This window comes from Streptomyces sp. Tu 3180 (assembly GCF_009852415.1).
Taxonomy (GTDB): Bacteria; Actinomycetota; Actinomycetes; order Streptomycetales; family Streptomycetaceae; genus Streptomyces.
In genome coordinates, this window is sequence record NZ_WOXS01000002.1 from 1,919,781 (window position 1) to 1,938,437 (window position 18,657).

The window sequence follows — 18,657 nt, forward strand, 5'->3', positions numbered from 1 at the left end:
TACCCACCCCGTCCGGCGGCCGGTCCGTTGACAGGGGCTGCCGGGCGCACCATGCTAAGCAGTTGCTTAGGCATGCGCACACGGATGCGCCTGCGACTACGTGACGCGAGAGGCCGGGACATGGCAGAGCCGAGGATCTTCACGTCCGTCGACGACCTGAAGGCGGCGGTGGGCGAGCAGCTGGGGTACACCGACTGGCTGGAGGTCGACCAGAAGCGGATCGACCTGTTCGCCGAGGCCACCGGGGACCACCAGTGGATCCACGTCGATCCGGAGAAGGCCGCCGCGGGGCCCTTCGGGACGACCATCGCGCACGGGTACCTGACGTTGTCCCTGCTGCCGCTCTTCGGCCCGCAGCTGATCTCCGTCGAGGGCGTGCAGATGGGCGTCAACTACGGCACGAACAAGGTGCGCTTCCCGGCCCCCGTCCCGGTCGGCTCGCGGCTGCGCGCCACCGCGACGATCACCGCCGTCGACGAGGTGCCGGGCGGCGTCCAGGTGGCCACCGCCTTCACCGTGGAGCGGGAGGGCGGCGACAAGCCGGTGTGCGTGGCCGAGTCGGTGGCCCGCTACTACCTCTGAGCCGCCCCTACCCCCGGGCGGCGCCGGGGCCCCCGGCCCCGACCATCCGCAGCACGAGGTCGGCGTAGAGCGCGCCGACCTCCTCGGGGGTGCGGGGACCGTTGACGTTGAACCAGCGGGCCACGTCGATGCACAGGGAGAGCACGGCGAGGGTGGTGCCGTGCACGTCGATGACGTCGAACTCGCCGGAGCGCACGCCCTCCTCGATGATCCCGCGCACCTCGGCGTCCACCTGGCGGCGCAGGCCCTGGATCTCGGCGCGGGCCTCGGGGCCGAGCGAGTCGAGTTCGTACTGGACGACCCGGGCGGTGGTCCGGCCGCCCGCGTGCCAGCGGACGAAGGAGCTGACCGCGCCGGCGAGCCGCTCGGTCGGGCTGCCCTCGGCGCGCGCCGCCGTGCGCAGGATCTCCACGGCCTTCTCGTGGCCGATCCTGCTGATGCGGTGGAGCAGCTCCTCCTTGGTCTTGTAGTGGATGTAGAGCGCGGCCGGGCTCATCCCCGCGCGGCTGGCGATGTCGCGGGTCGTCGTGGCGTGGTAGCCGCGTTCCGCGAACGCCTCCACGGCGGCGAGCAGCAGCCGTCGGGCCGCGTCGGGCGTGACCTCACCCCACGGCTGCGCCTCACCGCCGGCCGTCTCCTCCGCCGTACTCATCGCTCACCCCATTCGCTGGCAGGGACAACACCATACCGGCAAGGGTGAGCGGGCGCTTAGCCTGGATCCACCGACGTGGTCTGAAAGTGATCTTCTGACGGGTTTCCGAGCCGGTTCTGGATCGGCCGATGGGCAGGGCCGTCGCCCACAGGGTGAGCCAGGCGGCGTGGGCGTTGACGTGCCCGCAGGGCAGGTGGGCCAGGGCGGAGGCTCTGCTGCCGGCGATGACCTGCTCGGCGACGGCACGGTGACGGTGGTCCCGCCCGGCCACGAGTGTCGGCGCGGGGTCGTCGGTCGAACACGGCGGGCGTCGCACCGTGCCGCAGGACGTCCGGGTCGTCGGTGCTGTCCGCGCCCACGGCCATGCCGCCCACGATGCCGGTGACCTCGGCGTCCGCCGCCGCACCCGCGCCGTTCTCCGCCCCGGTCAGCTTCGCCTTCCCCGCGATCAGCCGCGGCAGCCCGCACCGCTCGGCCGGCCGCACCACCGGGACCGGCCCGGCGTGCGCGATCGGATTCGCGTCATCGAACGCAGCGGAGACAGCCGCCGGAGTGCGGCGACTTCCCTTTACGAGGCGCCTTGCCGAGTGTGCGTGAGGGTGGTGCGGCAAATCCCGTCTTCGCAGGTCAGCGGGCACCCTCTTCGATTCGGGGGCACGGACGCACTGGCTACGCCCGCACGATGCGCTCCACCAGCTCCGGGACCCATTCCACGTACTCGACCTCTGCGCCGCCCTGATGGCGCGCGTACAGGAACCGACCGGTGGCGCTGGCGCTTTCCGGTGTGGTGATCTCGGCGCCGGCGGCCGCGAGCGTCTTGGTCAGGGTGTCGAGGTCGTCGACGATCACGGTGGCGCTGGCGTGGGAATAGCGGGCACGCTCCGCGGGCGGCCCTGCGATGACGAGGAAGTCACCGATCGCTGCGAGTTCGACGGAATCGAAGGCGAAGCGGAGATCGGGCTCTGCGCCGGTCAGTTCACGCAGCAATGCCAGCGACTTGTCCAACTCGTCGGTCCACAGGCGTGCGTACGTCTTGAGAATGGTCATGGCGTGTCCTCACGGTAACTTGTGAATACCTGGGAACCGTAGGAGAGCGAAAAGGCCGGAGGGAAGAGCGCACTTTTGCGAGAGAAGGGCACCTGGCGGTGACCGAGGAGGTCAGGCGCGTTTCGGAGGACGCCGATGTGACACGCGCCCACTCCCTCGCGCGTGAGATCTTCTCCGGCATCGCGAACAAGTGGACGCTGCTGGTGGTCAGCACCCTCGGCGAGCGCACCCTGCGCCTCACGCAACTTCGCGGTGAGGTGGAGGGCGTCAGCCACAAGATGCTCACGCAGACGCTGCGCGGCCTCGAACGCGATGGGCTCGTCGAGCGCACCGTCTACCCGACCGTGCCGCCGCGCGTGGAATACGCGCTCACGGACGCGGGTCAGGAGCTGCGGCACACCGTCCACGGGATGTGCGCATGGACTCGCCGGCACCTGGAACGCGTCGAGGAATCCCGCGAACGATACGGCCGGGCGCCGCAGACCGCGGCCGCGCCCGTCAGGAGCCGACCGGCGTCGGCCGGTCGCTGATGGTGCGAACCGCGCTCTCGTGACCGCCTCGACCATCCGCGCCAACCGGCGAGATCGGGAGACGGGGAGCCGTGGGAAGTCCGATCGTCCCGGCGCAGAGGGCATCCGCGCTGTCGTGTCCGGCTACTGGACCGACCGTCAGCCGGTGGATCGAGGCTCGGCGAGCCCGTCCGGGATCACAGTTTCTGCAGCGGGTCGTGCTCGGCGAGCAGCTTCTCCAGGCGGGCCTGGTCGACCCGGTTGACGATCTGGCCGGCCTCCTGGCGGTCGCGGACGACCTTGGCCAGGGTGAAGGCGGAGGTGACGAGGTAGAGGACCGCGACGGCCAGGAAGGCGCGGACCCAGGCGTCGGCCCGGAGGTTGAAGATACCGATCGCGGTGGCGCCGAGGGCGACCGCGAAGGACGCGACGGCCTGGCCGTAGAAGGCGGCCGTGCTCTGCTGCTTGACCGGTGTGTCACTCATGGGGACGAGGATCGGCGGACGTGGCCCCGGCCACATCCGCTCAGGTACTCAGACGCGTACTCAGAACGCCGAAACCCCGGTCAGCGCGCGGCCGATGACCAGCTTCTGGATCTGGCTGGTGCCCTCGTAGAGGGTCATCACCCGGGCGTCGCGCAGGAGTTTGCCGACCGGGTACTCGTCGATGTAGCCGTAGCCGCCGAAGACCTGCAGGGCGCTGTTGGCGGCGCGGACGGCCGCCTCGGAGGCGAAGAGCTTGGCCTTGGAGGACTCCACGGCGAACGGCTGCCCCCGGTCGACGAGATCGGCCACCCGCCAGGTCAGCAGCCGGGCCGCGTCGACGTCCACCGCGATGTCGCTGATCAGCTCCTGGACGAGCTGGTGGCGGGCGATGGCCTTCCCGAACTGCTCGCGCTCCCCCGCGTAGCGCACCGCCGCGTCCAGGGCGGCCTGGGCTATGCCGACGCAGCCGGCCGCGACCGACATCCGGCCCTTGGCGAGGGCGGACATGGCGACCGAGAAGCCCTTGCCCTCCTCACCCAGCATCGCGGAGGCGGGCACGCGCACGTCCTGGAGGACCAGCTCGGCGGTGGCCTGGCCGCGCAGGCCGAGCTTGCCGTGGACGGTGCGGCGGGTCAGGCCGGGGGTGTCGGCGGGGACGAGGAAGGCGGAGACGCCCCTGTGCCCGGGGGCGTCGGTGGAGCGGGCGAAGAGCAGGACGACGTCGGCCCAGGTGCCGTTGGTGATGAACATCTTGGTGCCGTTGAGGACGTAGTCGCCGCCGTCGCGCACCGCGCGCGTGGTGAGGTTGCCGGCGTCGGAGCCGGTGCCCGGCTCGGTGAGGCCGAAGCAGCCGACGTACGCGCCGGAGGTGAGCCCCGGCAGCCAGGTGCGCCGGTGCTCCTCGCTCCCCCAGGCGGCGATCGTCTTGGCGACCAGGCCGAGGGAGACGGAGACGATGCCGCGCACGGAGGAGTCGCCGCGGCCCAGCTCCTCGGTGACCAGGCAGTACGCGAGGTGGTCGCCGCCCGATCCGCCGTACTCCTCGTCGATCGTCAGCCCGAGGAAGCCGACCTCGCCGAGCTTCTTCACGATGCCGCGGTCGACCTCCTCGGCGCGGTCCCAGGCGGCGGCGTGGGGCACGACCTCGCGCTCCACGAAGTCCCGGGCGAGCCGCCGGACGGCCTCCTGTTCCTCGCTGAGCTCCAGGTTCATACCGCGTCACCCCATGTGAAATCCGCTTGAAGCGTGGACATTTAAATTAGCACTGCTAGTTTCCAGTCGCAGCCCTACTATGTGCGCCATGGCCCGACCGCGCAAGCCCCTGCTCAGCACCGACCGGATCGTCGAGACGGCCCGTGCGCTCGTGGACGCGGAGGGCCTGGCCGCCGTCTCCACGCGCCGGCTCGCCGCGGAGCTGGGGGTGAGCGGGCCCTCGCTCTACAACCACTTCCGCACCAAGGACGAGATCCTGGAGGCGGTGGCCGACTCGGTGAGCGCGCTGGTCGACCTGTCGATGTTCGAGGACGGCCGGGACTGGCGGACCGCGCTGCACGACTGGGCGGTCTCCTACCGGGCGGCGCTGCGCGACCACCCCAACATCGTCCCGGTCCTCGCCCGCGGCCCCGGCCGGCGGCCGGCGGCGCTGCGGCTCGCCGACGCGGTCTACGGCGCGATGGTCGAGGCGGGCTGGCCGCCCGCGCAGGCCACCTCCATCGGCGCGCTGATGCGGTACTTCATCATGGGCTCCGCGCTCGGCTCCTTCGCGGGCGGTTTCGTGGACGACGCGAGCGCCTACGATCCCGCCGACTACCCCCACCTCGGCCAGGCCCACCTGCTCGCCGAGCAGCAGGAGAAGATCGACGAACGGGCCTTCGAGACGGGGCTGACGGCGCTGCTGGACGGGCTGGCGCTCCAGTACGAGCAGGTGCGGGGCGGCGCGTAGGGCCTCGCGGGCGGGGCCGCGGACGGTTCGGCGGGGGCCGAAGCGTCCGTGCCGCATGCTGGGGGCATGACCACCAAGGACCCCCGGACACCGGGCCTCGCGCGGCTCGCCGCGCTGGTCGCCGACGAGACCCGGGCCGCGTGTCTGCTGGCGCTGCTGGACGGGCGGGCGTGGACGGCGGGCGAGCTGGCCCGGCACGCCGGTGTCGCCGCGTCCACGTTGAGCGAGCACCTGGGCAAGCTCGTCGCGGGCGGGCTGCTGACCGAGGAACGGCAGGGACGGCACCGGTACGTGCGGCTGGCCGGCGTGCAGGTCGCCCAGCTGGTGGAGGACCTGGCCGCACGGGTCGCCCCGGATGCCGCCGAACGCCCGCGCACCCTGCGCCAGTCGAGCGCCGGGTCGGCCATGGCCCGCGGCCGCACCTGCTACGACCATCTCGCCGGGCGGCTCGGCATCGCCGTCACGGACGCCTTCGCCTCGCGGGGACTGCTGGTCCAGGACACCGGGTTCGCGCTCACCGAGGCCGGTCTGCGGTGGTTCGACACGGCCGGCATCGCCCTCGACCGCCGCGGCCGGCGCCCGCTGGCCCGCGCCTGCCTGGACTGGACGGAGCGCCGGCCCCACCTCGCCGGGGCCGCGGGCGCGGCCCTGTGCCGGCACGCCCTCGGGGCCGGGTGGTGCGTGCGCATCGGCTCCGGGCGGGCGGTGAAGGTGACGGGGGCGGGCGCACGCGCGCTGTCCGAACTCCTCGGGATCGGGGCGGAGGCCCTGCGGTGACCGCCGGGCGCCCGTCCGGAACCCGCGGGCGTCCCGGGCGGCCGCGGCCCCCGGGCCTCCGGCAGGAGACCGGGGGCCGGGGGCCGCGGCCCGGCCGGGCGCGGGAGTCAGCGTGAACGGGCCCGGTCCGCCAGGACCTTGATGGACCCCAGGGCGATCAGCGCCAGCACGACGATGTAGCCGGACACGGCCATCGAGGTGTCCGCGGCCTCCAGCAGCAGCACCATCACGAAGGGCGCGAGCCCGCCCCCGCCCACGGCGGCGATCTGGTAGCCGAGGGAGGCGCCGGTGTAGCGCATCTCCGGCGTGAACAGCTCGGCGAACAGGGCCGCCTGGGGGCCGTACATGATGCTGAGGAAGCAGCTGGCGACGAAGGTGCCGACCGCCAGCCACAGCAGCGAACCGGTGTCGATCAGCAGGAACAGCGGTACGGCCCACAGTGCGATGCCCGCCGCGCCGAGCGCGTAGATCCTGATCCGTCCGACGCGGTCGGAGAGCGCGGCGGAGGCGGGGATCAGGACGAGCTGGGTGAGGCTCACGCAGAGGGAGACGGTGAGCACCGCGCCGCGGCTCATGCCGAGTTCGCGGGTGGTGTAGTCGAGGACGCCGGTGATCAGGATGTAGAACGTCGCGGTGTTCACGGCGAAGGAACCGCCGGCCAGCAGGACCGTGCCGAGGTGGTCGCGCAGGATCGTGCGCAGCGGGCTGCCCTGCTCCGACTTCTCCCGCTCGGCCAGCGCCTTCTCCGCCTCGCGGAACTCGGGGGTCTCCTCGACGCGGGTGTGGATGTACCAGGCGAGCCCGAGCACGAGGACGCCGACCAGGAAGGGCAGGCGCCAGCCCCACGCCTTGAACGCCGGCTCCGAGGTGAGGGCGCCGGCCAGCAGGAAGACCGTGTTGGCGGTCACCACGCCGATGGGGACGCCGAGTTGGACGACGCTGCCGTAGACGCCGCGCTTGCCCTCGGGGGCGTACTCGGTGGCCAGCAGCATCGCCCCGCCCCACTGGGCGCCGACGGCGACGCCCTGCGCGACGCGGAGGGCGACGAGCAGGACCGGTGCGGCGACGCCGATCGTCTCGTACGTCGGCAGCAGGCCGATGCCGGTGGTGGCGACGCCCATCAGCGTGAGCGCGAGGACCAGCATCGGCTTGCGGCCGCGCCTGTCGCCGAGGTGACCGGCGACGATGCCGCCGAGGGGGCGGGCGAGGAAGCCGACGGCGAAGGTGGCGAAGGCGGCGAGGACGCCGGCGGTGGGGCTGCCGGCGGGGAAGTACAGGTCACCGAGGATCAGTGCGGCGGCGATGCCGAAGACGAAGTAGTCGTACCACTCGACGGCCGAGGCGAGGGCCGCCGCCGTGGCGACCCTGCGGCGGTTGGGAGCGGCCGGGGTGGCGGCCGTGAGCGGCTGGGCGGAAGGTGCGGTGTCCATGCGTGCACGCTCCGATGGGTGCGGGGACGGAACAGCGGAACAGGAGGCCCGGGTTCCGGGGAACGTACTGACCGGACGGTATGGACGTCAACGGGTCGTGCGGGAGCAGTTTTCGTCCGCGGGGCACGGAGCGGGACGGGCGGGCGGAACGCGGGCACGGCGAGGGCCCCGGCCTCTCGGGGAGGCCGGGGCGGTGTGCGGTGACCGGGCTAGAAGACCACCAGGGCTCGTCCGCCCTTGCCCGCCAGCATGTTCTCGAAGGCGTCCGGGATGCCCTCCAGGGCGATCCGCTCGGTCACCAGGGCGCCCGGGTCGAGGCGGCCCGCCCTGATGTGCCCGGCGAGGACCGGGAGGTCCCGGGCGGGGTCGGAGTTGCCGTAGACGCAGCCGGACAGGGTCCTGCCCCAGTGGAAGATCTCCAGGGCGTTGAAGGTGACCTGCTGGTCCTTGCCGCCGATGCCGACGACCGTGGTGCGCCCGCCGCGGCGCGTCGACTCCCAGGCCGTGCGGATGGTGACCGCCCGCCCGACGCACTCCACCGCCACGTCGACGCCCTGCTTTGCGGTCAGGGCGCGGATCTCGCGGGCGGTGGTGTCGGAGGCGACGACGTAGTCGGTGGCGCCGGCCCCACGGGCCAGCTCCTCCTTCTCCGCGGAGACGTCCACCGCGACGATCCGCGACGCGCCCGCGATCCGCGCCGACTGCAGCGCCGCCAGGCCCACCCCGCCGACGCCGAACACCGCGACCGTCTCGCCGGGCCGGACCTGCGCGGAGTGGTGCACCGCGCCGTAGCCCGTGAGGACCGCGCAGCCCAGGAGCGCCGCGTCGGTCAGGGGCACGCCCGGCGGCGCCGGCAGCGCGCAGGAGGCCGGCACCACCGTCTCCTCGGCGAACGCGGCCACGTTCAGGCCGGGGTACAGCTCGGCGCCGTCGGACGTGCGGTGGGCGTGGACGACGGCGGAGCCGTTCAGGGCGTTGGCGCACAGCCACACCTCGCCGCGCGCGCAGGCGGGGCAGCCGCCGCAGGACGGGGCCCAGTTGAGGACGACGCCGTCGCCCGGCGCGAGGTGCGTGACCCCTTCGCCGACGGTGACCACGGTGCCCGCGCCCTCGTGGCCGAGCACGGCCGGGACCGGCAGGCGCATGGTGCCGTTGGACAGGGAGAGGTCGGAGTGGCACACCCCGGCCGCGGCGAGACGGACCCGGATCCGGCCGGGGCCGGGCTCGGGAAGGTCGATCTCCGTGACCTCCAGCGGGGCACCGACAGCCGGAAGGACGGCGGCACGCACAGCCATGACAGTGAACTCCTCTAGAACTGGAGGGACTTGGTCTGGAGGTACTCGGTCAGGCCGTGCACGCCGAGTTCGCGGCCCACGCCCGACTGCTTGTACCCGCCGAAGGGCGCGAGCGGGTTGAAGCCGCCGCCGTTGATGTCGACCTGCCCGGTGTCCATCCGGCGGGCGAAGGCCACCGCCTCCGCCTCGTCGCCGGCCCAGACGGCGCCGGCGAGGCCGTAGACGGTGCCGTTGGCGATGCGCAGGGCGTCCTCCTCGTCGTCGTAGCGCAGGACGGACAGGACCGGGCCGAAGATCTCCTCCTGGGCGACGGTCATCTCCGGGGTGACGTCGGCGAGGACGGTCAGGCTGACGAAGTAGCCCTTCTCCCGCGGGGCTTCGGAGCCGCCGACGACCAGGCGGGCACCCTCGGCCACGCCCTTCTCGATGTAACCGCGCACGCGCTCCCGCTGCCCCGCGTTGACGAGCGGGCCGATGCGCTCGCCGTACTTCGCGGCGGCGGCCGCGGCGAGCTCCACGGCCTCGTCGTAGCGGTTCCGGTGGACCAGCATGCGGGTCCAGGCACTGCACGTCTGGCCGGAGTTGGACATGACATTGGCGACGCCGACGTTGACCGCGCGGGCCAGGTCGGCGCTCGGCAGGATGACGTTGGCGGACTTGCCGCCGAGTTCGAGGGCGACCCGCTTGACCATGCCCGAGGCGGTCGCGCCGATGCGGCGGCCGACGGCGGTGGAACCGGTGAAGGAGACCAGGTCGACGTCCGGGTGCTCGGCGAGGGCCTGGCCGGCCACCGGGCCGAGGCCGGTGACCAGGTTGAACACGCCCGCCGGGATCCCGGCCTCGTGCACCGCCTCGGCGAAGAGCCGGGCGGTCAGCGGGGTGTCCTCGGCGGGCTTGAGGACGACGGTGCAGCCGGCGGCGAGGGCCGGGGCGACCTTGGCGACGACCTGGTGGAGCGGGTAGTTCCAGGGGGTGATCGCGCCGACCACGCCGACCGGCTCGTGCAGGACCGTGGAGTTGCCCGTCCTCTCCTCGAAGGCGTACGTGGCCGCCAGCTCGGCGTACGAACCCGCCACCACGACCGGCATGCCGACGTGGACGGTCTGCGCGAGTTTGGGGGGCGCGCCGAGTTCGGCGGTCACCGTCCGGGCGATCTCGTCCTGGCGGGCCACGAGCGCGTCCCGGAGGGCGGTCAGACGGGCGGCGCGCCCGGCGGGCGGGGTGGCGGCCCAGGCCGGGAGGGCGGCGCGGGCGGCGCGCACGGCGGCGTCGACGTCCTCCACGGTGCCCGCGGGGACGGTGGCGATCACCTGCTCGTCGGCCGGGTTCACGACCTCGATCACGTCCGGGCCGGCGGCGGGGCGCCAGGCGCCGTCGATGTACATGCCGTCGTGTGCCTTCATCGCGCTTCCTCCGGTGGCGGGGCGTCGTCGTCCGGCACATAAACTAGCGCCGTTAGTTTTCCGGCGCCAGAGGAGCCCGCGGAAGCGGACGGCCCCGCCCCGTGACCGGACCGCGCGCCGGTGTCACTCCTCCAGATCGGGCAGGCGCTCCGGGCTCGGGCAGATGCGCTCGCCGTGCCGGTCGAAGACGAGCAGGTGGGCGAGGTCGACCAGGAGCGGCACCTGCATGCCGTGCCGCAGCCGGACGTCGGGGGTGGTGCGGACGATCAGGTCGCCCGGCACGCGCGGCTCGGCGGAGGCGGGTGCCGGCTCCGCCCGCCCGGGCCGGACCGGCGTCGCCACGGGCCCCGCGCGCAGCGCGCCGGTCCGCTCCCGCAGGCGCCCCAGGACCGTGCCCTCGCGGCGGCGGCGCCGGGGCGTGCGGCCGGGGCGGGGGCGCGGCGCCTCCAGTTCGGGGACGACGGCGGGACGGGAGCCGGTGTTGAAGTGGACGAGGACCTCGTGGCCCTGGAACTCCACGTGTTCCACCAGGCCGGTGAGCAGCGCCTCGCGGGGGCGGGCGGTGGTGGGCGACGGGCGTCCTCCCCGTTCGAGCGAGGCCGAGAACTCGGGGGAGATCCGGACGGCCTCGGAGCGCAGGCCCACGATGACCTCGCGCCCCTGCTGCACGCGCAGCAACTGGTGGTCCGGGGAAAGGGGTTCGGGCAGCCGCAGGAACTGCTTGCCCAGGCTGACGGTCATCGCCCCGTCGAGCGGGGCACGGACCAGACCGCGCAGCAGATTGATGCGCGGGGTGCCGATGAACGCGGCGACGAAGACGTTGTCCGGCAGCGAGTACACCGTGCGCGGGGTGCCGACCTGCTGGAGGACGCCGCCGCGCAGCACGGCGACGCGGTCCCCGAGCGACATCGCCTCGGACTGGTCGTGGGTGACGTAGACGGTGGTGGCCCCCAGCTCGCGGGTGAGCCGGGAGATCTCGGCGCGCAGGTGGTTGCGGAGCTTGGCGTCCAGGTTGGACAGCGGCTCGTCCATCAGGAAGGCGGAGGGGTGGCGGGCGATGGCCCGGCCCATGGCGACACGCTGGCGTTCGCCGCCGGAGAGCTGGGCGGGGAAGCGGTCGAGCAGGTCCTCGATGCCCAGCATGCGGGCGGTGGCGTCCACGCGGGGGCGCGGGTCGGCGCCGGGCGCCTCGATGCGCAGCGGGAAACCGATGTTGTCGCGGCTGGTCATGCTCGGGTACAGGGCGAAGTTCTGGAACACCATCGCCATGTCCCGGTCGGACGGGGGCAGGTCGTTGGCGTACTCCCCGTCGAGGAAGAGCCGTCCCTCGTCGATGCCCTCCAGGCCGGCGATCATCCTGAGCACGGTGGACTTTCCGCAGCCGGACGGGCCGAGCAGGACGAGGAACTCGCCGGGCGCGATGTCCAGCGACAGCCGGTCCACCACGCGGGCGCCTCGCGCGTAGGCCTTGCTCACGTCGTGCAGGGAGATGGCGCGTGTCATGAGGGTGCCCCCGGGGCTCGTCAGGGCGCTGGTGCTCCGCGGTCGGACGCCTCGCACGGGCCGTACGGGACGTGTGAGTCACGGAAGTTAACGGAAAGTAGGCGGCCGGGGGAAGACACGGGTCGGATTTAGGCGCACCGTCCGATCCGTGAGAAAGCGGACGTCCAGATTCAGCGCGCGGGCTGGCGGGCCGCCCCGCCGGCGCGGACGCGCCCGCCGGGCACCGGCTAGCGCGTCGTGCGGCGACGGGGGCGGGCCCCGGTGCGCGGCCGGGCGGCCGGCCGGTCCTCCACCGGCCCGGACGGGGTGCGCAGGGCGACGCCCGCGGAGAGGAGCAGCAGGGCGCCCAGCATCACGAACGGGGCCGCCACGCCCGCGACTCCGGCGATCAGGCCCGCCGCCGCGGGCGCGGCGACCTGGCCGAGGCGGTTGCCGGTCAGGCGCAGCGCCAGGGCGGTGGAGCGGGCGCCGGCGGGGGCCGCCTGGACGACCGTCGTCATCGACAGCGGCTGGCCGACCCCCAGGCAGAAGCCGAGGACGGCTAGGATCAGCGCCAGCGCCCAGACCGGCACCGGCAGCGCGACGCCCGCGCACAGCAGCGCCGCCAGCAGGCAGGTCACCGTCAGCAGCACCGTGCGGCCGAGCAGCCGCAGCAGCGGGGTGAGCACCAGCCGGCAGGCGATGGTGGCCGCCGCGCGCAGGCTGAGCAGGAGGCCGACGACGGCCGGGTCGATGCCCCGGTGCTCGCCGACCACGGGCAGGTAGGCGGTGAGGATGTCGGTCGCGGACAGCACCGCCAGGCTGATGAGGATGCCCGCGGGCACGCCCCGGGCGCGCAGGATGCCGCGCACCGGCACCCGCTCGCCCCGCCCCGCACGGGAGTCGAGGGCACCGGGCCGCTCTATGCGCCACAGCGAGGTCAGGGCGACCGCGCCGCCCGCCCCCGCGGCCAGCAGGGCGAGCGCGCTGCTGCGGGCCATGTCGGAGCCGCCGATCAGCGCGCCCGCCGCGATCGGGCCGATCAGCTGGCCGAGCGAGGCGCCGATGGTGAAGTGGCCGAAGTTGCGGTCCTGTTCGTGCGGCGCCGACTGGCGGGCGACGAGCGACTGCGCGCCGATGACGAAGCAGAGGTGGCCGAGGCCCATCACCCCGCTCCACAGGGCCATCGTCCACAGCGAGCCGGCGATGCCGCTGAGCGCGCAGCCGCCGGAGACGAGCACCACGCCGACCGGCAGCAGCGGCGCGCACCGGCCGTGGTCGGTGCGGCGGCCCAGCGGTACGGCGGCGAACAGCGGCAGCAGCGCGTACACGCCCGCGATCACACCGATCGCCCGCTCGTCCGCCCCCAGCGCGAGCGCCCGGTAGGAGACGGCCGGCCGGGCCATCGACACCGCCCCCTGCGCGAAGCTGAAGGCGATGACGAGGCGGAGCAGCCAGCCGCGGTTCCCACCGGGCGCCATGATCGTGTCCTCCGTGAGGTGAACGGGGTGTCCCGGGACTAGACGATGCCGAACAGGATTCCGGCCGCGAGGATCAGCAGGCAGATCAGGGCCGCCCACTTCACCACGAACCGCGTGTGGTCGCCGAACTCGACCTTGGCCATGCCGACCAGGACGTACACCGCGGGGACGAGCGGGCTGGACATGTGCAGCGGCTGGCCGACGAGGGAGGCGCGGGCCATCTCCAGCGGGGAGACGCCGTGCGCGGCGCCGGCTTCGGCGAGGACGGGCAGGACACCGAAGTAGAAGCCGTCGTTGGACATGAAGTAGGTCAGCGGAAGGCTCAGCAGGCCGGTGACCAGGGCCATGTGCGGGCCCATGCCCTCGGGGACGACGTCCACCATCCACTCGGCCATGTGGTCGACCATCCCGGTGCCCTGGAGGACGCCGGTGAAGACGGCGGCGGCGAAGACCATGCCGGAGACGTTGAGGACGTTGTCGGCGTGGGCCGCGATCCGGGCCTTCTGGTCGGGGATGTGCGGGAAGTTGACGGTGAGCGCGATCGCGGCGCCGAGCAGGAACAGCACCGGGATCGGCAGCAGTTCCATGATCATGGCGGTGAGCAGCGCGACCGTGAGCAGCGCGTTGAACCAGTACAGCCGGGGGCGCAGGGTGGGGCGGTCCGGGTCGAGGCCCCGGAAGTCGTCGTCCCGCCCGTCGGCGTCCGCGCCGGAGCCGCCGGACGCCGTGGTGCCCTCGCCGCCGGCTCCGGTGCCGGCACCGCCGCCCGCGCCGACCAGGACCGTCTCGGTCTCCACGGCCTTCTCCTCGGCCTCCTCCTTCACCAGCGCCTCGTCCAGCGTCAGCACGCCCAGCCGCCTGCGCTCGCGCAGACCGAGCACGTACGCCAGGACGACGACGCCCAGCAGACCGACCAGCAGCGCCGGGATCATCGGCACGAAGATGTCGCCGGCGTCGAGCTTCAGCGCGGTGGCGGCACGGGCCGTCGGGCCGCCCCAGGGAAGGGTGTTCATCACGCCGTTGGCCATGGCGGCGACACCGGTCATCACGACCAGGCTCATCTTCAGGCGCTTGTACAGGGGGTACATCGCCGAGACGGTGATCATGAAGGTGGTGGACCCGTCGCCGTCCAGCGAGACGATCGCGGCGAGCAGCGCGGTGCCGACGACGATCCGCATCGGGTCCGCCTTGCAGAACCTGAGGATCCCGCGGACGATCGGGTCGAAGAGACCGACGTCGATCATCACGCCGAAGTAGACGATCGCGAACATGAGCATCGCCGCGGTGGGGGCGAGGCTGGACACGCCGTCGATGACGTAGTCACCGAGGTGGGCGCCCTTGCCGACGAACACGCAGAAGAGCGCGGGGATCAGCACGAGCGCCGCGATCGGCGACATCTTCTTCATCATGATCAGGACCAGGAAGGTCGCGATCATGGCGAAGCCGAGGATGGTCAGCATGAGTGGACACCTAACGTTCGCCCTTGAACTCCCACCAGGGCCGGCGGTGCGACGACGTTAGGTGCCGCAAAGCGGCGTTAACAAGACGTTGACGTGCGAGCAATAAGAGCAAAACCCCAGGTCACAGCTTTGCTCAGGTCAGAGCCCCGAGCTTTTCGGTCACGGGCGCGCTCAGCGGGGCCACCTCGACCGGGACCGCGTTGAGGACGGCGTTGCCCGACAGCGGGTCGAGGAGGCTGCCGTCGAGGAGCTGGTTGACGTTGGCTCCGGGGTCCTCCGCGGCGTGCCGCATGCGCGTGCCGGGCCGGTCGTGGCCCCAGCCGTGCGGCAGGCTCACCACACCCCGGCGCACCGCGTCGGTGACCTCGGCCGGCGCGGTCACCTCTCCCCCGGCGCCCTTGATCCGCACCGGCTCCCCGTCCCGTACGCCGAGGCGTTCGGCGTCCTCGGGGTGCAGGTGCAGGGTGCAGCGGTTGGAGCCGCCGGTGAGGACGGGCACGTTGTGCAGCCAGCTGTTGTTGGAGCGCAGGTGGCGGCGGCCGACGAGGACGAGTCCGGCGGGGCGCTCGTCCAGGGCGGCGCGCAGCCGCGGGAGGTCGGCGGCGATCGGCCCCGGCAGCAGCTCCACCTTGCCGCTGCGGGTCCTCAGCGGCTGGGGCAGCCTCGGGCGCAGCGGTCCGAGGTCGATGCCGTGCGGGTGGGCGAGCAGCTTCTCCAGGGTGAGCCCGTCCGGGTCGGCGCCGAAGCCGTCGCCGTACGGGCCGAGGCGCAGCATCATGTCCAGCCGCCGTTCGGGGCCGTCGTCGCCGGTGAGCAGGTCCGCCAGTTCCTTCGGATCGCGGCCGTGCACCGGGGAGTGGGGTTCCCCCACCGCCCTGCCGAGGGTCTGGTCGATCACCATGGCGTCCACGGCGGCGGGATCGGCTCCGTGCATGCCCGTCGCGGCGAGGACGAGACGGGCCAGGATCTCGGTCTCGGCCATGCGGCCGGGCTCGAGCGGGACGGCGGGGCGGGTGTAGCGGACCTGGTTGCGCACGGCCAGGGTGTTGAAGGCGAAGTCGTGGTGCGGGCTCTGCGCGGGCGGGGGCGGCGGCAGGACGACGTGGGCGTGCCGGGAGGTCTCGTTGAGGTACGGGTCGACGCTCACCATGAAGTCGAGCGAGTCGAGCGCCCGGTCGAGCCGGTCGCCGTCCGGGGCGGAGAGCACCGGGTTGGCGGCGACGGTGATGACGGCACGGACCGGCTCGCCCTCGTCGGTGGCGGTGTCGATCTCCTCGGCGAGGGCGGAGATCGGCAGCTCGCCCTTGGCCTCGGGGTGCCGGCGCACCCGGGAGTGCCAGCGTCCGAGGGCGAAGCCGCGGCCGGGGCCGGCGGGGCGCGGGGTCCTGTCGGTGGCGGCCTGCGGGAAGAGGGCGCCGCCCGGCCGGTCGAGGTTGCCGGTGAGGGCGTTGAGGACGTCGACGAACCAGCTGGCCAGGGTGCCGTGCGGGACGGTGCAGCTGCCGATGCGGGCGTAGACGGCGGCGGTGGGGGCGGCGGCGAGTTCGCGGGCGAGGGTGCGAATGGTGTCGGCGCCGACGTCACAGGCGTCCTGCACGGCCTCGGGCGTGAAGTCGAGCAGCTGCGCCCGGAGTTCGTCGAGCCCCTGGAGGTGGGGCGCCAGGTCCTTCGGATCGGCGAGCTCCTCCTCGAACAGGACGTGCGCCATCGCCGCGAGCAGCAGGGCGTCGGTGCCGGGGCGGACGGCGACGTGCCGGTCGGCGAGGCGGGCGGTGCGGGTGCGGCGCGGGTCGACGACGGTGAGGGTGCCGCCGCGGGCCTTCAGCGCCCTGAGCCGGCCGGGGAAGTCGGGGGCGGTGCACAGACTGCCGTTGGACTCCAGCGGGTTGGCGCCGATCAGCAGCAGGTGGTCGGTGCGGTCCAGGTCCGGCACCGGGATCGCGTTCGCGTCGCCGAAGAGCAGCCCGCTGGAGACGTGCTTGGGCATCTGGTCGACCGTGGAGGCGGTGAACAGGCTGCGGGTGCCGAGCCCGGCGAGCAGCACGGGCGGGTAGAGCGCGCCGGCCATGGTGTGGACGTTGGGGTTGCCGAGGACGACGCCGACGGAGTTCGGGCCGTACCGCTCGACGGCGGTCCGGATCCCTGCGGCCACGGCGTCGAAGGCCTCCTCCCAGGTGGCCTCGCGCAGCTCGCCGCCGACGCGGACGAGCGGGGTGCGCAGCCGGTCGGGGTCGGAGTCCACGGCCCCGAAGGCGGCGCCCTTGGGGCAGACGAACCCCTTGCTGAAGACGTCGTCGCGGTCGCCGCGCGCGCCGGTGACGTGGCCGTCCTCGATGGTGAGGGTCAGGCCGCAGGTGGCCTCGCACAGGGGGCAGATACGAAGGGCGGTGCGGGACACGGGACCTCCCGGACGGGACGGCTGCGGTGGGCCTCCCCTGCCCGAGTGCGGTCGGGGCCCGGGGAAGCACGGACGAGCCGAGCATACCGACCGGTATGCACGGAGGGGAGGGCCTGTCGCGGACGAGGTGCCGCCGGACCGGCCGCGGGGGCGCTCAGTCCAGCACTCGCGCCAGATAGGCGCCCAGCATCTCCCGCAGTTCCGCGATGACCTTCTCGTCCCCTCGGGCGCCATCCGGAACGCCAGGTGGACGAGGGCGTCGGCGGTCTCGACGGCGATGAGGAAGGTGCGGCGCAGGTCCTCGTCGGCGGCTTCGCGGCCCAGGTAGCCGGAGAGCAGGTCGGTGAGGCGGTCGGCGACGCGGTGGTTGGGCTCGGCCCGGCGGGTACCGACCGGGATCTGGTTGCCGAAGTCGACGAGGGAGAAGCCGGGCGCGGTGCGCTTCATGTCCAGGTACTCGTCGATCACGGCGTTCATGGCGTACCGCCAGCCCCGGTCGCCGGTGGCCCCGAGGCGTTCGGCGACCCGTTCCGAGAAGCGCTCCAGGTTGCGCTGGGCCAGCGCGTCGGCCATCTGGCGCTTGTTGCCGAAGAAGCGGTAGACGGAGCCGATGGGCACACCGGCGCGCTGCGCGACGGCACGGGTGCTCAGGTCGTCGTAGCCGACCTCGTCGAGGAGTTCGGCGCAGGCGTCGAGGATCCTGGCCAGCCGTTCGGCGCTGCGCCGCTGCACGGGCGCCCTGCGGAGCGATGTGGCGTGGGGCACGGGACTCATGATGCCTCTTCGGCATCCTCCGGTGAACCTCGCCCTCCGGCACGGCTCGGGCCGTCCGCCCCGCTCACCGGGCCGCCGGACGCGGAAGCGGGCACGGAGGCGGGCACGGCCGGGGAAGCGGGCACGGACACGGGCACGGAGGCGGGTACGAGCACGGTCGCGGCCGGGGAAGCGGGCGCGGAAGCGGGCACGGGCGCGGGCGCGGAAGCGGGCGCCGTGACGGTCGGCCCCGCGCTCCGGGGCGCGCCCCGGTCCGCGTCCGGTCCCGCGCCCCGGTCCGCCCGCGCCCCCGTGCCCCGGTCCGCGTCCGGTCCCGCGCCCGTGCCCGCTTCCGGTCCCGCGCCCGGGTCCTGCTCCGACACCGTGATGTCCGCCGTGCTCTCCACGGGCTCGCCGTCCACGGCCCACACCGAGCCGTCGTCGGCGTACAGGCGGGCGGTGACCTGGTGCGTGCCGCGCGGGACGAGGTGGGCGGAGAGGTGGTGGACGGGGGTGCGCAGCGCCGCGACGGGGCGGCCGTCCACGTAGAGGCGGGCCAGACCGCGGCCGGCCGTCGCCCGCCCGCCCGTCCCCCCGGGCGAGAAGAGGAAGTTGCGCACGGTCAGCCGCACGTCCCAGCCGCCGCCGGCGTCGGGCGTGACCTCGACGCCGACCTCGGGTGCGCCCTCGCCGTCCACCTCGCGGTAGGGCCGGCCCTGCTCGTCCCGCTCGTCCAGGAGCGTGCCGGCGGGCGGGGACGGCTCCGTGTCCCGCCCCTGGGCGCCACGGGACCCGCAGCCCGCGGATCCGGCCAGCAGCACGACACAGACCGCGAGCGCGGTGATCAGACTCCGCGTCCACGACATGCCGGGGAGCGTAGAACAGCGGTCCGATTCCCCGGATCCCCCTGGAGTCGGGTTCCGGGTCCTCCGTCGAGAGGAGGACGGCGCGGGAGGCGACG

Annotated in this window: 15 protein-coding genes and 2 pseudogenes; 4 read left to right on the forward strand and 13 right to left on the reverse strand. The window is 73.5% G+C overall.

All coding sequences use genetic code 11. The features are described 5' to 3' along the window. Nucleotides 1-120: 120 nt before the first annotated feature. Nucleotides 121-582 (forward strand): MaoC family dehydratase, encoded by a 462-nt coding sequence (locus tag GL259_RS09540; RefSeq protein ID WP_159531082.1) that lies wholly within the window; start codon nucleotides 121-123, stop codon nucleotides 580-582. 7 nt (nucleotides 583-589) lie between these two features. Here GL259_RS09540 and GL259_RS09545 read toward each other — a convergent pair whose 3' ends face one another. Both GL259_RS09545 and GL259_RS09550 read right to left on the reverse strand, forming a co-directional pair. Continuing rightward, entirely contained in the window at nucleotides 590-1,234 is a 645-nt protein-coding gene (locus GL259_RS09545) for a TetR/AcrR family transcriptional regulator (protein ID WP_159531084.1), read from the reverse strand. 669 nt (nucleotides 1,235-1,903) lie between these two features. Next, nucleotides 1,904-2,281 (reverse strand): VOC family protein, encoded by a 378-nt coding sequence (locus GL259_RS09550; RefSeq protein WP_159531086.1) that lies wholly within the window; start codon nucleotides 2,279-2,281, stop codon nucleotides 1,904-1,906. A gap of 98 nt (nucleotides 2,282-2,379) precedes the next feature. Here GL259_RS09550 and GL259_RS09555 point away from each other — a divergent pair, with 98 nt between their 5' ends. Continuing rightward, complete coding sequence (locus GL259_RS09555) at nucleotides 2,380-2,811, forward strand: helix-turn-helix domain-containing protein (protein WP_159531088.1); 432 nt, start codon at nucleotides 2,380-2,382, stop codon at nucleotides 2,809-2,811. Between the two features lie 176 nt (nucleotides 2,812-2,987). On the opposite strand, the gene GL259_RS09560 is transcribed toward GL259_RS09555, so the two are convergent. Both GL259_RS09560 and GL259_RS09565 read right to left on the reverse strand, forming a co-directional pair. Then, nucleotides 2,988-3,275 carry a YiaA/YiaB family inner membrane protein gene (locus GL259_RS09560; RefSeq protein WP_159531090.1) on the reverse strand — a complete coding sequence of 96 codons (288 nt, stop codon included), beginning with the start codon at nucleotides 3,273-3,275 and terminating at the stop codon, nucleotides 2,988-2,990. A 60-nt stretch (nucleotides 3,276-3,335) separates the two neighbouring features. Next, on the reverse strand, nucleotides 3,336-4,487 hold the full coding sequence (locus GL259_RS09565; RefSeq protein WP_159531092.1) for an acyl-CoA dehydrogenase family protein: 1,152 nt from the start codon (nucleotides 4,485-4,487) through the stop codon (nucleotides 3,336-3,338). An 88-nt stretch (nucleotides 4,488-4,575) separates the two neighbouring features. Here GL259_RS09565 and GL259_RS09570 point away from each other — a divergent pair, with 88 nt between their 5' ends. Then, a complete protein-coding gene (locus GL259_RS09570; protein WP_159531094.1) occupies nucleotides 4,576-5,217 on the forward strand; it encodes a TetR/AcrR family transcriptional regulator in 642 nt (213 codons plus the stop codon). Nucleotides 5,218-5,283: 66 nt separating this feature from the next. Then, the gene (locus tag GL259_RS09575; protein WP_159531096.1) at nucleotides 5,284-5,994 is read left to right on the forward strand and encodes a winged helix-turn-helix domain-containing protein; all 711 of its coding nucleotides are present in this window, start codon (nucleotides 5,284-5,286) and stop codon (nucleotides 5,992-5,994) included. A gap of 107 nt (nucleotides 5,995-6,101) precedes the next feature. Here GL259_RS09575 and GL259_RS09580 read toward each other — a convergent pair whose 3' ends face one another. From GL259_RS09580 to GL259_RS09615, 9 genes and pseudogenes are all read right to left on the reverse strand, one after another. Next, entirely contained in the window at nucleotides 6,102-7,424 is a 1,323-nt protein-coding gene (locus GL259_RS09580) for an MFS transporter (RefSeq protein ID WP_159531098.1), read from the reverse strand. A 209-nt stretch (nucleotides 7,425-7,633) separates the two neighbouring features. Beyond that, a complete protein-coding gene (locus GL259_RS09585) occupies nucleotides 7,634-8,719 on the reverse strand; it encodes a Zn-dependent alcohol dehydrogenase (protein WP_159531100.1) in 1,086 nt (361 codons plus the stop codon). 14 nt (nucleotides 8,720-8,733) lie between these two features. Then, entirely contained in the window at nucleotides 8,734-10,122 is a 1,389-nt protein-coding gene (locus GL259_RS09590) for an aldehyde dehydrogenase family protein (RefSeq protein WP_159531102.1), read from the reverse strand. Between the two features lie 123 nt (nucleotides 10,123-10,245). Continuing rightward, nucleotides 10,246-11,625 (reverse strand): ABC transporter ATP-binding protein, encoded by a 1,380-nt coding sequence (locus GL259_RS09595; protein ID WP_159531104.1) that lies wholly within the window; start codon nucleotides 11,623-11,625, stop codon nucleotides 10,246-10,248. A gap of 227 nt (nucleotides 11,626-11,852) precedes the next feature. Then, the gene (locus tag GL259_RS09600; protein WP_159531106.1) at nucleotides 11,853-13,085 is read right to left on the reverse strand and encodes an MFS transporter; all 1,233 of its coding nucleotides are present in this window, start codon (nucleotides 13,083-13,085) and stop codon (nucleotides 11,853-11,855) included. A 38-nt stretch (nucleotides 13,086-13,123) separates the two neighbouring features. Next, nucleotides 13,124-14,545: a citrate:proton symporter gene (locus GL259_RS09605; RefSeq protein WP_159531108.1), complete on the reverse strand. Its 1,422-nt coding sequence runs from the start codon at nucleotides 14,543-14,545 to the stop codon at nucleotides 13,124-13,126. Nucleotides 14,546-14,678: 133 nt separating this feature from the next. Beyond that, the gene (locus GL259_RS09610; RefSeq protein WP_166461460.1) at nucleotides 14,679-16,943 is read right to left on the reverse strand and encodes a molybdopterin oxidoreductase family protein; all 2,265 of its coding nucleotides are present in this window, start codon (nucleotides 16,941-16,943) and stop codon (nucleotides 14,679-14,681) included. Nucleotides 16,944-17,213: 270 nt separating this feature from the next. Beyond that, nucleotides 17,214-17,717 (reverse strand): annotated as a pseudogene (locus GL259_RS37615) (TetR/AcrR family transcriptional regulator); the annotation flags it as partial. A 326-nt stretch (nucleotides 17,718-18,043) separates the two neighbouring features. Continuing rightward, nucleotides 18,044-18,562, reverse strand: a pseudogene (locus tag GL259_RS09615) (hypothetical protein); the annotation flags it as partial. Nucleotides 18,563-18,657 lie beyond the last annotated feature (95 nt).

Excerpts from the sequence above, each read along its gene's own strand:
- GL259_RS09540 (WP_159531082.1), top strand. The coding sequence starts at position 121 with ATGGCAGAGCCGAGGATCTTCACGTCCGTCGACGACCTGAAGGCGGCG.
- GL259_RS09545 (WP_159531084.1), bottom strand. The coding sequence starts at position 1,234 with ATGAGTACGGCGGAGGAGACGGCCGGCGGTGAGGCGCAGCCGTGGGGT.
- GL259_RS09550 (WP_159531086.1), bottom strand. The coding sequence starts at position 2,281 with ATGACCATTCTCAAGACGTACGCACGCCTGTGGACCGACGAGTTGGAC.
- GL259_RS09560 (WP_159531090.1), bottom strand. The coding sequence starts at position 3,275 with ATGAGTGACACACCGGTCAAGCAGCAGAGCACGGCCGCCTTCTACGGC.
- GL259_RS09565 (WP_159531092.1), bottom strand. The coding sequence starts at position 4,487 with ATGAACCTGGAGCTCAGCGAGGAACAGGAGGCCGTCCGGCGGCTCGCC.
- GL259_RS09570 (WP_159531094.1), top strand. The coding sequence starts at position 4,576 with ATGGCCCGACCGCGCAAGCCCCTGCTCAGCACCGACCGGATCGTCGAG.
- GL259_RS09575 (WP_159531096.1), top strand. The coding sequence starts at position 5,284 with ATGACCACCAAGGACCCCCGGACACCGGGCCTCGCGCGGCTCGCCGCG.
- GL259_RS09580 (WP_159531098.1), bottom strand. The coding sequence starts at position 7,424 with ATGGACACCGCACCTTCCGCCCAGCCGCTCACGGCCGCCACCCCGGCC.
- GL259_RS09585 (WP_159531100.1), bottom strand. The coding sequence starts at position 8,719 with ATGGCTGTGCGTGCCGCCGTCCTTCCGGCTGTCGGTGCCCCGCTGGAG.
- GL259_RS09590 (WP_159531102.1), bottom strand. The coding sequence starts at position 10,122 with ATGAAGGCACACGACGGCATGTACATCGACGGCGCCTGGCGCCCCGCC.
- GL259_RS09595 (WP_159531104.1), bottom strand. The coding sequence starts at position 11,625 with ATGACACGCGCCATCTCCCTGCACGACGTGAGCAAGGCCTACGCGCGA.
- GL259_RS09600 (WP_159531106.1), bottom strand. The coding sequence starts at position 13,085 with ATGGCGCCCGGTGGGAACCGCGGCTGGCTGCTCCGCCTCGTCATCGCC.
- GL259_RS09605 (WP_159531108.1), bottom strand. The coding sequence starts at position 14,545 with ATGCTGACCATCCTCGGCTTCGCCATGATCGCGACCTTCCTGGTCCTG.